This window comes from Ruegeria sp. BG7 (genome assembly GCF_056535685.1).
This window is the reverse complement of the sequence record NZ_JBQFIU010000001.1, coordinates 1,527,786-1,541,536: the sequence shown is the minus strand read 5'-3', so window position 1 is coordinate 1,541,536 and position 13,751 is coordinate 1,527,786. Positions and strand designations below refer to the sequence as shown.

General features: G+C 57.8%; 13 protein-coding genes. 9 read left to right on the top strand and 4 right to left on the bottom strand.

Annotated features, from left to right (window positions below; translation table 11 throughout):
- From ACR3EH_RS07690 to ACR3EH_RS07660, 7 genes are all read left to right on the top strand, one after another.
- Positions 1–822: an ATP-binding cassette domain-containing protein gene (locus tag ACR3EH_RS07690; protein ID WP_171093484.1), complete on the top strand. Its 822-nt coding sequence runs from the start codon at positions 1–3 to the stop codon at positions 820–822.
- 153 nt (positions 823–975) lie between these two features.
- Positions 976–2,808, top strand: coding sequence for a 3D-(3,5/4)-trihydroxycyclohexane-1,2-dione acylhydrolase (decyclizing) (gene iolD / locus ACR3EH_RS07685; RefSeq protein ID WP_171647340.1), 1,833 nt, complete (start codon positions 976–978; stop codon positions 2,806–2,808).
- Entirely contained in the window at positions 2,805–3,704 is a 900-nt protein-coding gene (gene iolE / locus ACR3EH_RS07680; protein WP_171093480.1) for a myo-inosose-2 dehydratase, read from the top strand. The genes iolD and iolE overlap by 4 nt, the downstream gene beginning before the upstream one ends.
- Before the next feature lie 48 nt (positions 3,705–3,752).
- Complete coding sequence (locus ACR3EH_RS07675; RefSeq protein WP_171675918.1) at positions 3,753–4,934, top strand: phytanoyl-CoA dioxygenase family protein; 1,182 nt, start codon at positions 3,753–3,755, stop codon at positions 4,932–4,934.
- 47 nt (positions 4,935–4,981) lie between these two features.
- Entirely contained in the window at positions 4,982–5,788 is an 807-nt protein-coding gene (iolB, locus tag ACR3EH_RS07670) for a 5-deoxy-glucuronate isomerase (protein ID WP_171184131.1), read from the top strand.
- Positions 5,785–6,543: an SDR family NAD(P)-dependent oxidoreductase gene (locus ACR3EH_RS07665; protein WP_171184133.1), complete on the top strand. Its 759-nt coding sequence runs from the start codon at positions 5,785–5,787 to the stop codon at positions 6,541–6,543. Before iolB ends, ACR3EH_RS07665 begins: the two co-directional genes overlap by 4 nt.
- Positions 6,544–6,570: 27 nt before the next feature.
- A complete protein-coding gene (locus tag ACR3EH_RS07660; RefSeq protein WP_171184135.1) occupies positions 6,571–7,350 on the top strand; it encodes a TIM barrel protein in 780 nt (259 codons plus the stop codon).
- Positions 7,351–7,365: 15 nt separating this feature from the next.
- Here the strand turns inward: ACR3EH_RS07660 and ACR3EH_RS07655 are convergent, their stop codons facing one another.
- Genes ACR3EH_RS07655 through iolC form a run of 3 tightly spaced genes read right to left on the bottom strand, consistent with a single transcriptional unit; the run spans position 7,366 to position 10,028 of the window.
- The gene (locus tag ACR3EH_RS07655; protein ID WP_171184137.1) at positions 7,366–8,205 is read right to left on the bottom strand and encodes a class II fructose-bisphosphate aldolase; all 840 of its coding nucleotides are present in this window, start codon (positions 8,203–8,205) and stop codon (positions 7,366–7,368) included.
- A complete protein-coding gene (locus ACR3EH_RS07650; protein ID WP_171184139.1) occupies positions 8,202–9,038 on the bottom strand; it encodes a 5-deoxy-glucuronate isomerase in 837 nt (278 codons plus the stop codon). The genes ACR3EH_RS07655 and ACR3EH_RS07650 overlap by 4 nt, the downstream gene beginning before the upstream one ends.
- Positions 9,039–9,047: 9 nt before the next feature.
- On the bottom strand, positions 9,048–10,028 hold the full coding sequence (gene iolC / locus ACR3EH_RS07645) for a 5-dehydro-2-deoxygluconokinase (RefSeq protein WP_171184140.1): 981 nt from the start codon (positions 10,026–10,028) through the stop codon (positions 9,048–9,050).
- Between the two features lie 112 nt (positions 10,029–10,140).
- Here iolC and ACR3EH_RS07640 point away from each other — a divergent pair, with 112 nt between their 5' ends.
- Positions 10,141–11,244 carry a Gfo/Idh/MocA family protein gene (locus ACR3EH_RS07640; RefSeq protein ID WP_171093464.1) on the top strand — a complete coding sequence of 368 codons (1,104 nt, stop codon included), beginning with the start codon at positions 10,141–10,143 and terminating at the stop codon, positions 11,242–11,244.
- Between the two features lie 38 nt (positions 11,245–11,282).
- A complete protein-coding gene (locus ACR3EH_RS07635) occupies positions 11,283–12,416 on the top strand; it encodes a Gfo/Idh/MocA family protein (protein WP_171184142.1) in 1,134 nt (377 codons plus the stop codon).
- On the opposite strand, the gene ACR3EH_RS07630 is transcribed toward ACR3EH_RS07635, so the two are convergent.
- Entirely contained in the window at positions 12,417–13,415 is a 999-nt protein-coding gene (locus ACR3EH_RS07630) for a LacI family DNA-binding transcriptional regulator (protein ID WP_171184144.1), read from the bottom strand.
- Positions 13,416–13,751: the final 336 nt, after the last annotated feature.

The window sequence follows — 13,751 nt, the reverse complement described above, 5'->3', positions numbered from 1 at the left end:
ATGACCGAAGATACCAAGTTCCACCACGGCGATGCGGCGACTGATGTGGCGCCCATCGTGGAAATGAAGAACATCGAAAAGCACTTTGGCAACATCATCGCTTTGGCGGGCGTCAGCTTTGACGTCAAACCGGGTGAATGTCATTGCCTGCTGGGCGACAACGGTGCAGGGAAATCGACCTTTATCAAGACCATGTCGGGCGTGCACAAACCCACCAAGGGCGAGATCTTCTTCGAAGGCAAACCGCTGCATTTCGACACGCCTCGGGATGCGATGGAGGCGGGCATTGCGACCGTGTTCCAGGATCTGGCGATGATCCCGCTGATGAGCGTCACGCGCAATTTCTTCATGGGGCGCGAACCGACCAAAGGTAAGGGCCTGATGAAGCGCTTCGATGTCGAACAGGCGAATGATGTCTGCATGGAAGAGATGCGCAAAATGGGCATCAACCTGCGCGGGCCGGATCAGGCCGTGGGCACCTTGTCAGGTGGCGAGCGGCAGACCGTCGCCATTGCTCGTGCCGTGTATTTTGGTGCCAAGATTCTGATCTTGGACGAACCGACCTCGGCCCTTGGCGTACGTCAAACCTCGAACGTTCTGGCGACTATCGACAAGGTACGCAGTCAGGGGGTTGGCGTGGTCTTCATCAGCCATAACGTGCGCCACGCTTTGGCAGTGGGTGACCGGTTTACGGTGCTTAATCGAGGCAAAACGCTGGGTACGGCGACCCGTGGTGAGATTACCCCTGAACAGTTGCAGGACCTGATGGCCGGTGGTCAGGAAATGGCCGAGCTGGAAGGGTCTTTGGGCGGTACAGTCTAAACTTTGAACACCCGGATGCCCTTTCGAGGGCATCCGAACGGGCGGTGACACCTGAGCTCACACTCAATTCAGGCTTGAGGCATTGGCCTGACATCTTCGTAAAAAAGCAACCTGTGGGCCGCTGGCAGCGGTTTCAAGTTGAAAGGGATCATGATGAGCAAGACAGTCCGACTGACAGCGGCGCAGGCTCTGGTGCGTTATCTTGGGGCGCAGATGAACGAGGCCGGAGAGCCCTTTATCGCAGGTGTCTGGGCCATTTTCGGCCATGGCAACGTTGCCGGTTTGGGTGAGGCGCTGCATGGTGTGAAAGACAGCCTGCCCACCTATCGTGGCCATAACGAACAGACCATGGCGCATTGTGCGATTGCCTATGCCAAGCAACTGGGCCGCAAGCGAGCGATGGCTGTGACCTCGTCGATCGGGCCGGGGGCCACCAATATGGTTACCGCTGCCGCTCTGGCCCATGTGAACCGCCTGCCTGTTTTGCTACTGCCCGGAGATGTGTTCGCAACGCGTGGTCCTGATCCGGTTTTGCAGCAACCCGAAGTGTTCTCGGATGGAACCATCAGTGCAAATGACTGTTTCAGACCGGTCAGCCGCTATTTCGACCGCATCACGCGCCCGGAACACCTGCTGACGGCTTTGCCGCGCGCCTTCCGTACCATGACGGACCCGGCGGACTGCGGTCCGGCCACCTTGGCCTTTTGCCAGGATGTACAGGCCGAGGCATATGATTATCCCGAAAGCTTCTTTGAGCCTCGCGTCTGGTATCAGCGTCGCATTCGCCCGGATGAGGGTGAGCTGGCGCGGGCTGTGGCGGCAATCAAGGCGGCCAAACGCCCTGTGATCGTCGCGGGTGGCGGCGTGCATTATTCGGACGCAACCCCCGCGCTGCAAAGCTTTGCCGAGGCGCACAACATCCCGGTGGCCGAAACACAGGCGGGGAAATCCGCATTGGCATGGGATCATCCGCTGAACCTGGGGCCCATTGGTGTGACTGGTGGCGAACCCGCCAACGACATCTGCGCCGAGGCTGATCTTGTGCTGGGCGTTGGCACTCGATTTCAGGATTTCACCACCGGGTCCTGGGGTCTGTTTGCCAACCCCGAACGTAAACTGATCAGCCTGAATACCGCCGCTTATGATGCCGAAAAGCATGGCGCAATGCCGTTGCAATCCGACGCGCGCGTTGGTTTGGGAGAACTCACTGAAGCGTTGGGTAACCATCGTGCGCCGGACCTGCCTGCGACGTTGAAGTCCGACTGGTTTGGCAAGGTTGATGCGCTGACCGATGCGCCAAAAGACAGCAATGCGCTGCCGACGGATATGCAAGTGATCGGTGCGGTGCAGCGGGCCGCCAATGAAAACACCGTGGCGATGTGTGCCGCAGGCACGATGCCGGGCGAGCTGCACAAGCTGTGGAAAGCACCGCGCCCAGGGGCCTATCACATGGAATACGGTTTCAGCTGTATGGGCTATGAGATCGCGGGCGCGATGGGGATCAAAATGGCCCAGCCGGACCGGGATGTGATCTGCTTTACCGGTGACGGCACTTACATGATGGCGAATTCCGAAATGGCGACGGCAGCGATGATGGGGATATCCTTCACCGTTGTTGTCACCGACAACCGCGGTTTCGGCTGCATCAACCGCTTGCAGATGGGCACGGGCGGGGCCGAGTTTAACAACCTTCTCGATCACACAGTCCACGAAACGGCTTCTGCCATCGACTTTGCGGCCCATGCGGCAGCGATGGGGGCCACCTCTGTCAAGGTCAGCTCAATTGCCGAGCTTGAGGACGCGCTGGCCAAACGCGGTGACATCAAAGGCCCATACGTTGTGGTGATCGACACCGACCCGTACCCCTCGACCGAGTATGGCGGAACGTGGTGGGAAGTGGCTGTGCCCGAGGTCAGCATCCGTCCGGAAGTGAATGAAAAACGCGCGGCTTATGAAGTCGCCATCAAGGAAAGAAACACGAAATGAGCGTGAAGATCGGTATCTCTCCGATTGCGTGGCAGAATGACGACCTGCCGGATTTGACTGCGGCCTATACGATGGAACAGGCGCTGAAAGAAGCGCGCGAGATTGGCTATACCGGCGTCGAGCGTGGCCAGCGGATGCCCGGCGACACCGAAGGCTTGCGTGCCTATCTGGACGCCAACGATATCGCGCTTTGTGGCGGTTGGTGTTCGGGAGCAACCTTGGTCAACGACTTTGACGCCGAGGTGGCTGCTGTTCGTGAGCAAGTAGAGCAGTTTGTTGCGCTGAACAGCCCGTGCATCGTTTATGCCGAATGCTCCAATACCGTTCAGGGGCAGATCGGCACGCCGGTCAATGCCCGCCCCAAATTGTCCAAAGACGAGGTTCTGGCCTATGCCGCCAAGCTGAGCGAGTTGGCCAAGTGGAAGGCTGATCAAGGTATGCCGATGGCGTATCACCATCACATGGGCACAATCATCGAAAGCGAGGATGAGGTGAACTGGCTGATGGAGGGGTCAGGCCCCGAACTGAAGCTGTGTTTCGATACCGGCCATTTGCTGTTCGGTGGTGGCGATGTGATGGCCACGCTGAACCGCTGGGGTGATCGCGTACATCACGTTCACTTCAAGGACATCCGCCCTGATGTTGTGCAAGACACGCGTGAGAACAACCGCAGCTTCCTGGATGCAGTGATCGCAGGAGCCTTCACCGTGCCTGGCGATGGCTGCATCGATTTTCAGGCCGTCGCAAATGCATTGAAAGCGATGGATTACAACGGTTGGATCGTGGTCGAGGCAGAACAGGACCCCGCCAAGGCGCCGCCCTACGAGTACTCCAAAATGGGCTACGACCACATCGTCGAAGTTTGCGGCAAGGCAGGTTTGGAGATCAGCACTTAAATCACCGCCCCACGGGGCAACACCGAAGCCATGAGAGAGGAGTATGTCATGGTCCAACAGGAACTTGGGTATGTCGGGTATTTCGACCGGGAATCCTGTGATCTGGATGAATTCAAGGTGTTGACCTCGCAAAACCTGACAGCCGATGCGGTTCCTTATGCCGTAGCGGTGGAAAAGAACGTGCCAGTATATGACATGGACGTGTTGCGCACTGCGTTGACAGATGCCGATCAGCGAAAGTCCCTTCTGGCAGAATGGGCAAGGGTTCTGGGCAAATCTGCTGGCGTGATCGTTCTGAAAGGTGCCTATGCAGATACTTCGGTGATCGACCGGGCAAGCGACGTCTTCCGCGAGATCATCGAAGAAGAGCGCGAGGGCGCTGGCGGCGAGGGCGATCACTTTGTTGCGTCAGGTGCCAATGACCGGATCTGGAATGCGCTGCAAAAACAGTGCCTGCGTGATCCGGAAGGGTTCGCACTCTATTTCGGCAATGCTGCAGTTGCAGCGGCGTGTGAGGCGTGGCTGGGGCCGAATTACCAGATGACCGCGCAGGTCAATCAGGTGCGTCCGGGCGGCAAAGCACAGCAAGCGCATCGGGATTACCATCTTGGGTTCCAGACTGCGGACAGCGCAGCGCGGTATCCGGCGCATGCCCATCACCTGACGGCTGCGCTAACCTTGCAAGGGGCAGTGGCGCATTGCGATATGCCGGTCGAAAGCGGGCCAACCAAGCTGCTACCTTTTTCGCAGCTTTACGCGCCCGGATACCTCGCCTTCCACGACCCCGCGCACAGGGACCATTTCGAGCAGGCCTACATCCAGTTGCCACTGAACAAGGGCGATGCGGTGTTCTTCAACCCCGCGCTTTTCCACGCAGCGGGGGAAAACAGCAGCAGCGACATTCACAGGATGGCCAATCTGCTTCAGGTGTCGTCAGCGTTCGGGCGCGCGATGGAAGCCGTCGACCGTGCCGCCATGTCTCAAGCCGTGTTTCCTGCACTTGCGGCCTTGAAACAACGTGGTGATCTGAGTGCCTTGGAAATCGAAGCTACGATCGGAGCAACCGCCGAGGGCTATCCCTTTCCAACCAACCTCGACACCGACCCGCCGGTTGGTGGCAATGCGCCGGACAGCCAGGCCGATATCCTGCGCCGCGCTGTGTCAGAGGGATGGAGCGAGTCGGAATTGGCCGATGCTTTGTCAGCCTTGCGTAACAGACAGGCCGCATAAGGCCCAATCGGGCGGGTCGTTGAGCCCGCCCCAATCGGAGAAGAACTATGGCACACCTGCTCAAAAAACCCTTTGGCACCCGTGGCAAGGTGCATGACATAACCCCGGCCAGCGCCGGATGGCGTTATGTAGGGTTTGGGCTTTATCACCTAAAGGCCGGGGATCGGGCGGCTGAAGTCACAGGAGACCGGGAAGTCATTCTAGTGATGGTCGAAGGCAAGGCGAAAATCACTGGTGCCGGGCAGGATTGGGGCGTGTTGGGCGACAGGATGAACGTGTTCGAAAAGACGCCGCCGCATTGCTTGTACCTGCCCAACGGCACCGAATGGGAAGCTGTCGCCGAGACCGATTGCGTAATGGCCGTGTGTTCGGCGCCGGGCAAAGGCGGTCATGAAGCGCGCCGGATCGGGCCTGATGGCATCACACTCACCGAACGCGGCAAGGGTGTGAACACGCGATACATCAATAACATCGCGATGGAGAACGAGGACTATGCCGATAGCCTTATGGTGACAGAGGTCTTCACACCAAACGGGCATTGGTCTTCATACCCCAGTCATCGCCATGACGAGGATGACTTCCCCCGGATCACCTACCTGGAAGAGACATATTACCATCGACTCAACCCTGCCAATGGGTTTGGAATTCAGCGTGTCTATACCGATGACGGTCAACTGGATGAAACGATGGCCGTATCCGATGGCGATGTTGTGACTGTCCCGCGCGGTCATCACCCTTGCGGCGCACCCTATGGGTTTGAGATGTACTACTTGAACGTCATGGCCGGACCTTTGCGAAAATGGCGTTTTGTACCGGCCCCTGAGGTCGAATGGATCATGGAGCGAGACGGATGAGCAAAGATTTCGCCAATTACCCATGCCTTGCAGGCAAGACGGTTCTCATTACAGGCGGGGCCGGAGGAATTGGTGCGGAAACTGTAAGGGCCTTTGCCAATCAGGGGGCCAAGGTCGGGTTCCTAGACCTCAATGCTGAGGCTGGGCTTGCGCTGCTGTCGGACTTGGAAGGCGAGCACGCGTTTGCCCAATGCGATTTGCGCGACATTGAGGCGATGAACGCCGCAATGGGGCAGTTGGTTGAAGAGTTGGGTGAAGCGGATGTGTTGGTCAACAATGCCGCCCATGATGACCGCCACGACTGGCGCGATGTGACGCCTGAGTATTGGGATGAGCGTATGGCGACCAATATTCGCCACATGTTTTTTGCCATTCAGTCGGTGGCTCCCGGCATGATCGCGAAGGGTGCAGGCTCGATCGTCAATATCGGGTCAAACTCATGGTGGGAGGCTGGGGCGGGTTTCCCGGCTTATGCTACGGCCAAGTCAGCAGTCCACGGCCTGACCCGCACGATGGCGCGCGAGTTGGGCGATTATCGAATCCGTGTGAATGCGGTCGTGCCCGGCTGGATCATGACCGACCGTCAGAAAGACTTGTGGGTCACGCCCGAAGCGCTGGCCAAGCAGGTGGACCGGCAATGCCTGCCGGACCCGATTGAACCGGTTTATGTCGCCCGAATGGTGCTGTTTTTAGCCTCGGACGACGCCGCTATGTGCAGCGCCGGGAACTTCATGGTCGAAGGTGGTTCGATCTGAGAACGTCGAAACATCTGGAGAGCTGACATGCCTAGACCCTTTCAGCTTGCGGCGTGCGCTGAAATGCTTTGGCTAGACAAACCCATAGACTGGCGTGCCGCGCGGCTGACCGAAATGGGGTTTGGTGTGGGCCTTTGGAACTGGCCTTCGTGGGATCTGGGCAAGCTCGAAAGCGTTGGCGCGAACTACACGATCATGAACGGGTATCTTCAGGGGCGTCTTGCGGATGATGAAGGGGCTGAAATGTTGCTGCGATCTGCGCGCGAGACAGCGCAGGTTGGCAAGCGCTTGGGTGTGGATCGTCTGAACCTACACGGTACTGGTTTGGGCGATGGTGGAATTCCCATCTGGCAACATGACGTCGTGACCGGTGACATGTGGCTGACAGCGCGCGACACGCTGCAACGTATCTGTGATCTGGCGGAACAGGAAGATGTTGTTTTCACGTTGGAAAACCTAAACCTGCTGGACCATCCCGGCTGTCCCTTTGGGTCGACCGAAGACGTTCTGGCTCTGGTTTCGTCTGTCAATCATCCACGTCTGCGCATCAATCTGGATCTATATCACACGCAAATCGGTGAAGGGGATCTGGTCCGTTGGTGCAAGAAATGCCTGCCATGGATCGGAGAAGTTCAGGTTGCTGACAATCCCGGCCGGTGTGAACCCGGAACCGGTGAGATCAATTATGCCGCCGTTGCAAGGGCGCTGGATGACATGGGGTATCATGGACCTGTCGGTCTGGAGGCTTTCGCAGCAGACAACCCGGAAACGGCGCTTGAGGCCTTCCGGGTTGCTTTTACGATTTAAAGGCGCTCGCGGACGTTATCGTTGGGGTGGCGCGCCAAAGGCACGGATTACGGTGCGGGCAGCGGCCTCGACCGGGTCGTGGGTTTCCTTCAGTATGGTGACCCGATCAAACCTTTCAGGATCACGATTGACGGCGTCTCGCATGGCGTGACCAAACGCCATACGCAGTTCCGTCCCGATGTTGAACTTGCAGATCGAGGTCTCTCGTGCCAGTTTGCTGCGCTGTTCTACCGGCACGCCTGACCCGCCGTGAATGACCAAAGGCACCTCGGTCAAGGCATCAATCTCGGCGATGCGCGCCTCGTCCAGGCCACCTTCTTTGTTCTGCTGCAAGTGAACATTGCCAACCGAAATCGCCATCGCGTCCACCCCGCTTTCACGTGCGAATTTAGCGGCTTCCTCTGGGTCCGTTCCGTTCGATCCTTCGCCGCCCGAATATCCGACAAAGCCGATTTCGCCTTCGCAGGAAATCCCTGCTGCGTGGGCCATTTCGGCAATTGCGGCGGTCTCGTCAATATTCTGTTGCAATGGCTTGCGGGACCCGTCGAACATCAAAGAGGTAAACCCGCTGTCCAGCGCGATCTTGCAGTCTTCGAACGTGTACCCGTGATCCAGATGAGCCACGACCGGGACTGAGGCATTTTCGGCCAGATAACGGAACATCTTGCCTAAAATGGGAAGTGGTGTGTGTTCGCGACAGCTGGGTCCGGCCTGCAAAATCACAGGCGCATTCTCGGCTTCTGCAGCGGCCACATAAGCGCGCATGTCTTCCCAACCGAGGGTAACCAGCCCGCCAACGGCGTAACCCTGTTCATAGGCTGGTTGCAGGACGTCTTTCAGTGTGACGAGGGTCATTTGAACTTCGCGATCATGTCTTTGATGCCCGGGATCGTTTCGATCTGATAGGCATGTGTGGGTTGGAAATACTGCACCAGCGAGCGTTGGCTCAGCCCGCCGAGGATGGTGAAATAATACATCTCATAGCCCGGCAGAACGCAGCATGGATGATAGCCCTTGTCGATGCAGATCGTTGAGCCATCGACGATGTGATAGGCGTCACCGGGTTCGTTATCATCGCGTTGCAACATCTGTAGCCCCGAGCCCCAGTTGGGTTTGAAGCGGAAATTATAGGTCTCGTCGTGGCGCGTTTCGTCCGGCAGGCGGTTGGTGTCGTGCTTGTGGCTGGGAAAGCCCGACCAGCCGCCCTGACCAACTGTAAACAGCTCGCTCACCAACAGGCGGCCGACTTTGTCGTGCTGTTTTTGCCCGAGGATATGCTTGATCTTTCGATGGGTTTTGGTGTCGTCGCTGCCGTATTGAACAAGGTCGTGCTGGCGCACATCAAACGGGTCCAGCACCTTGTCGTATTTGGCGCCGGCAATGAACACTTCGGTTTCATCTGACACGCAAACCATTTGCACTTTCGCGCCGACAGGCACATAGACGCCTTCGGGTTCGCCATCCCAGACATCTTCGCCCCGGTTACCCAGTTTCGGGAAGGCAACGCCTTCAACGTCCACATCGACACTGCCGGTGGCTGGTACGATGCAGGTTTCATAGCCGGGAACCTGGTATTCGAACGCCTCACCCTTTTTCAGCTTAACGATGTTGAAATAATTCAGCGGAACCGTTGGGTCATCGGCATCGACGATGGGCTTGTTCTGATTGTCATAGGGCGCGATGTGCATGGGTGTCTCCTATGTGGTCGGGCCGGAGTGTGAGGCGAGGAACGCGTCTAATTCCGAGGTCGTGGGCATGGCTGGCGCGCATCCTGGCTGGGATACAACGATCGATGCGCAGGCCGAGCCGCGCATGACAGCATCCCTCAAGTCATGGCCCGCAGCAATTGAGGCCAATAGACCCGCCATGAAACTGTCTCCTGCCCCATTGGGTTTGACGGCCGTGACCGGATAGATGCCGGTTTCGATCTCTTGCCCGTCCAGCAGCGTGACGGCACCTTTTTCGCCCATTTTGTAGATGACGATCCGACCGGGTTTTTCTGCCAGCTGCTTGGCCTTGGCAAAGCCCTTGTCGATACCGCCAGCCATGAACCCGAACTCTTCGTCATTGCCGACGATCAGGTCGCTGGCTTCACCGGCCCGCGACAAGACTTCGGCGGCTACCTCGGGCGAAGGCCAGCTGTAGGGGCGGTAGTCGATATCGAATATGATTGGCAGGCCAACAGCTCGCGCGTTTTCGAACGCACGGAATGTGGCGCTGCGTGATGGTTCGGATGCAAAGACCGTGCCCGCCGAAATGACTGCCGAAAAGGACGAATAATCGACCTTGTCCATGTCCTCTTCGGTGACCTGAAAATCGACGGCACCGTTGCGGTAGATGACATTCTGAAAGTTTTCGGTCCGGCTTTCGTAGACGGCCAGCGACATACGGTATTCACCGCCCAAAACGCGGATATAGGTGGTGTCTACGCCATAGTGGCGCAAGCGGTTCAGGCAGAAGCGACCGACCGCATCGTCTGAGACTGACGTGATCAGAGAGGCCTGACTGCCCAATTTGACCAACCCGGCGCAAATATTTGCTGAAGAACCACCCAGATCAGCATGGAAGGTGTCGGCGTCCTCGCTTTTGACACCGATCGGGTCCGCATACATATCCATGCCAGCACGCCCGAAAACGGCGAAGCGGTTTCCTTTGATACCGTCTATCAAAGCGCTCAAGTCATGTCCTCCGGCAAAGTGGGGTGTGCAAAGTTTGGACCTTGCGCTGAATCGATTCACACGATACTGATTTTGCAACCGGTTGCAAATGATATGTTCGGAGCCGTTGCAGATGCCTGAAATCGGAATTGGAATTGTGGGTGGCGGCTATATGGGCAAGGCTCATTCCGTTGCCATGTCGGCCGTTGGCGCGGTTTTCAACACCGCATTAAGGCCCCGGCTTGAAGTCATTTGTGCGTCCAGCCCCGAAAGCGCTGAACGTTACCGCCTGGCCTATGGTTTTGAACGCGCGACTGACGATTGGCGTGTGCTGGTTAAAGACCCCATGGTCGAAGCCATTGTGATCGCCTCACCGCAATCCACGCATCGTCAGATTGCCGAAGCAGCTTTTGGTCTGGGCAAGCCCGTGTTGTGTGAAAAGCCCTTGGGTGCATCGCTGGAAGACAGTCAGGCAATGGTTGCGGCGGCCGAAGCCGCAGGCGCTGTGAACATGGTTGGGTTCAACTATATTCGCACGCCCGCCAGCCAGTTTGCCCGCCAACTGATCGCCGATGGAGAGATCGGCGACATCACGTGGTTCCGGGGTGAGCACACCGAGGACTTTTACGCTGATCCGCAGGCCCCCGCCACGTGGCGCACAACGGGCATGGCCAATGGCACAATCGGCGACTTGGCCCCGCATATGGTGAACGGAGCGATGGCCCTGGTTGGACCGATTGCTCAGGTGATGGCCGATGTGGAAACCGTGCATAAAACTCGGCCCGGAGGTGAAGTCACGAATGACGACCATGCCCAGATGATGTGCCGGTTCGAAAACGGCGTTATGGGCAACCTGTATTTCAGCCGCGTCGCGACGGGTCGTAAAATGGGCTATGCGTATGAAATATCAGGCACAAAGGGCGCAATCCGGTTCGATCAGGAGGATCAGAACGCGCTGTGGCTGTATAAGCGGGAAGGGCCCGAAGCCGCGCGTGGGTTCACCAAGATTCTGACAGGTCCCGCGCACCCGGATTATGAACCCTTCTGTCAGGGCCCGGGTCACGGCACCGGCTATCAGGACCAGATCATCATCGAGGCCAAGGACTTTCTGCAGGCCATACACACCGGAGAAGCGATCTGGCCGACCTTCCGTGTCGGGCACGAGGTCAACCGCGTGCTGGCCGCCGCCTTGGCGTCGTCAGACCAGCGACAATGGAAAGACATCAGCGATTTCTGATCGCTCAATCTATGAAATTCTAAAGAGAGACGATGACCATGGCTAAGTTGAGATGGGGCATGATCGGAGGCGGTGAAGGCAGCCAGATTGGGCCTGCCCATCGATTGGGCGCGCAGGCTGACGGGCTGTTTGAGTTTGCTGCTGGCGCGCTGGACCACCGGCCCGAAGCGGGCCGCGAATACGCGCAACGACTGGGTGTTGCTGCCGACCGTGCATATGGCAACTGGCAAGAGATGCTGGCGGGCGAGAAAGACCGGGATGATCGAATTGATCTGGTGACCATCGCCACGCCAAACTCGACTCATTTCGAGATCGCCAAGGCGTATCTTGAGGCGGGCTTTAACGTGTTGTGCGAAAAGCCGATGACCATGACGGTTGAAGAGGGCGAAGAGATCGTCCGCGTCGCTGAAGCTTCGGGCAAGATCTGCGCGGTGAACTATTGCTATTCCGCTTACCCGATGGTGCGTCAGGCGCGTGCGATGGTGCGTGCAGGCGACATCGGCAAGGTGCGGTTGGTTGTGACGAACTTCAGCCATGGCCACCATGGCGATGCGACCGACGCAGACAACCCGCGTGTACGCTGGCGCTATGATCCTGCGATGGCAGGTGTCTCGGGGCAGTTCGCAGATTGCGGTATCCACGCGCTGCATATGGCCAGCTTTATCTGCGATGACGAGGTGAAGACCCTTTCCGCCGATATGGCTTCGACCATCGCGAGCCGTGAACTGGAAGACGATGCAATGATCAACTTCCGGATGGAGGGCGGCACGGTTGGACGCCTTTGGACGTCATCGGTGGCAATCGGGCGGCAACACGGCTTTGACATTCAGGTCTTTGGCGAAACCGGCGGGTTACGCTGGGCGTCCGAGCAACCCAACCAGTTAATCTATACCCCGGTGGGTGGGCGCACTCAGATCATCGAAAAGGGTGAGGGCGGACTTCACGACGAGGTTCAGCGCTTGTCTCGGGTCGCAATCGCGCACCCCGAAGGGTTCCCGCTGGCTGTTGCCAATATCTATTGCGATCTGGCCGATGCAATTCGTGGTGAAAGCCGGGATGGGCTGCCGGGGGCGGCTGATGGGGTCCGCTCCATCGCCGCTGTCCATGCGGCTGTTGCTTCGGGCAAAGCGGATGGTGCGTGGCAGGATGCCCGCCCGCCAATGTTTCGCTGATCAGGGGCGGGGCCGCAACGTGCCCCGCTCAATCACCCGGCAGGGGAAAATACGGGCCTCGGGATAGCGCTGGGGCTCTTTCAACATCTCGACAACTAGATCGACGGATGAGGTAATGATCTGCTTGATCGGCTGGTGGATCGTCGTCAGGTCGATGCTTTCCCAGCGCGACATTTCCATGTCGTTCAACCCAATGATTCCAACATCTTTGCCCGGCTGCAAACCGTGATCCTTCAGCGCTGAAAGTGCGCCAATCGACAGGATGTCGTCACCGCAGAAATAAGCCTGGGCTGGGTTGTTGGTCAAAAGGCCCAGCATCTCGACCCGCCCTGCCTCGAAAGAGTAAGCCCCAGCAAAACAATGGTTTACTTCAATCTCCGGGTGCTCAGCCATCTCTTCCATAAAGCCGCGATGTCGATCCAGGGCCGAGGTCGCGTCTTTGGGCCCGCCCAGATAGCCGACGCGTGTGTACCCGCGTGCCAAAAGTTCACGGGCGGCCATACGCCCGCATTCCACGTTGTCGATGCCGACGACATGCACTTCGGGTGAAGTGGCCGAACGTCCAAATGTATGCACCACGGGCACGCCCGCGTCGTGAAAAGCTTTGGCAAAGCTCGGCGGCAGCGTTGACGACGCCACGATGGCAGCATCCACCGAGTATTGCCGCAACATGCGGACGGAATTGGCGGGCTCGGTCTCATCCGTTAGGTTCACGATCAATGGGCGCAGGCCGCGTTCCTGCAAGGCGCGTGTGAATTGATCGAAGACCTCAAGGAAAATGGGGTTGTGGAAGTTGTTCGAAATCAAGCCGATCAGCTTTGTCCGCCCCGTCGTCAAAGACGAAGCAAGTGCGTTGGGGCTGTAACCCAATTCGCGCGCCGCTTTTTCGACTTTGCTGCGTGTTTTTGCCGAAACCGAAGCGCCTTCGGTGAAGGTGCGAGAGACAGCAGATCGCGAAACACCGGCAAGGGCAGCGACGTCTTTGAGTGTCACGCTCAAGGGTGGCTCCAAGGGCAAAAGGGAAGGGGCATTGAGGCGATTGTCATTGTAAGTTCATTATGCATTATCGACCAATTCCCGCAACCGGTTGCAAAACATCAAAAGACAGATCTTCAGTCGTAAAATCTTCATCGAAATGTGAATTATGTGTTCCGAAACAGCTCGGACGCCAAGACTCTGCCTTTAGGTTCAGTTGCCTTGGCCTAAGACACACTGGAAACGGACGCAAATGCAACTGCGCTCAGCACCCAGTGATCAAAAAGGTCTATTTCGCGGAAATGGGCGCTGTGTGTTCAATTGAAACAGAACTCTTGGTATTTTCCGTCAAGGTCAGAA

Excerpts from the sequence above, each read along its gene's own strand:
- ACR3EH_RS07650 (WP_171184139.1), bottom strand. The coding sequence starts at position 9,038 with ATGCACATCGCGCCCTATGACAATCAGAACAAGCCCATCGTCGATGCC.
- iolE (WP_171093480.1), top strand. The coding sequence starts at position 2,805 with ATGAGCGTGAAGATCGGTATCTCTCCGATTGCGTGGCAGAATGACGAC.
- iolD (WP_171647340.1), top strand. The coding sequence starts at position 976 with ATGAGCAAGACAGTCCGACTGACAGCGGCGCAGGCTCTGGTGCGTTAT.
- ACR3EH_RS07690 (WP_171093484.1), top strand. The coding sequence starts at position 1 with ATGACCGAAGATACCAAGTTCCACCACGGCGATGCGGCGACTGATGTG.
- ACR3EH_RS07665 (WP_171184133.1), top strand. The coding sequence starts at position 5,785 with ATGAGCAAAGATTTCGCCAATTACCCATGCCTTGCAGGCAAGACGGTT.
- iolB (WP_171184131.1), top strand. The coding sequence starts at position 4,982 with ATGGCACACCTGCTCAAAAAACCCTTTGGCACCCGTGGCAAGGTGCAT.
- ACR3EH_RS07635 (WP_171184142.1), top strand. The coding sequence starts at position 11,283 with ATGGCTAAGTTGAGATGGGGCATGATCGGAGGCGGTGAAGGCAGCCAG.
- ACR3EH_RS07675 (WP_171675918.1), top strand. The coding sequence starts at position 3,753 with ATGGTCCAACAGGAACTTGGGTATGTCGGGTATTTCGACCGGGAATCC.
- ACR3EH_RS07660 (WP_171184135.1), top strand. The coding sequence starts at position 6,571 with ATGCCTAGACCCTTTCAGCTTGCGGCGTGCGCTGAAATGCTTTGGCTA.
- ACR3EH_RS07640 (WP_171093464.1), top strand. The coding sequence starts at position 10,141 with ATGCCTGAAATCGGAATTGGAATTGTGGGTGGCGGCTATATGGGCAAG.
- ACR3EH_RS07655 (WP_171184137.1), bottom strand. The coding sequence starts at position 8,205 with ATGACCCTCGTCACACTGAAAGACGTCCTGCAACCAGCCTATGAACAG.